This is a genomic window from Bradyrhizobium sp. NBAIM08, from assembly GCF_020193935.1.
Classification (GTDB): domain Bacteria; phylum Pseudomonadota; class Alphaproteobacteria; order Rhizobiales; family Xanthobacteraceae; genus Bradyrhizobium; species Bradyrhizobium yuanmingense.
In genome coordinates this window covers 1-424 of sequence record NZ_JADYVR010000660.1, presented here as the reverse complement: position 1 = coordinate 424, position 424 = coordinate 1, and the positions used below count along the sequence as shown (strand labels likewise).

Below are 424 nucleotides of genomic sequence, written 5' to 3'. Positions count from 1 at the left end.
GAGCCCGGCGGTGTCGGCGCGGCCGGCGGCAGCGGTGTGGTCGCCGCTGGAGTACGGAGTGCACGTGCGCGACGTCTACCGGGTCTTCGGCGACCGCCTGGCCTCGATGCTCGCCGAGGAGGAGCCCACCTTCGCCAACTGGGACCAGAACCGCACGAAGATCACCAAGATGGACGTGCCGGACTTCTTCGATGGCGGCGTCTTCTACGGCGTGGGCGAGCGATACGGAAACGTGTACGGCAAGAAGTTCGTGACGAGCTGCGCCGAGTTCACGCCGCAGTTCCAGGCAATGTGTGGCGAAGGCAAGGACTGGCAGAAGAACAGCGATGGCTTCATCGTCTGGATCGGCTCCGGCAACAGCATCCACGACGGCGTCACCAAGAACCTGTGGCAGTCGGTTCGCCCGGGCTGCATCGTGAACGGC

Annotated in this window: 1 pseudogene; it reads left to right on the top strand. The window is 65.3% G+C overall.

From position 1 onward, the window contains the following. Positions 1–424 (top strand): annotated as a pseudogene (locus tag I6F37_RS41440) (hypothetical protein); the annotation flags it as partial.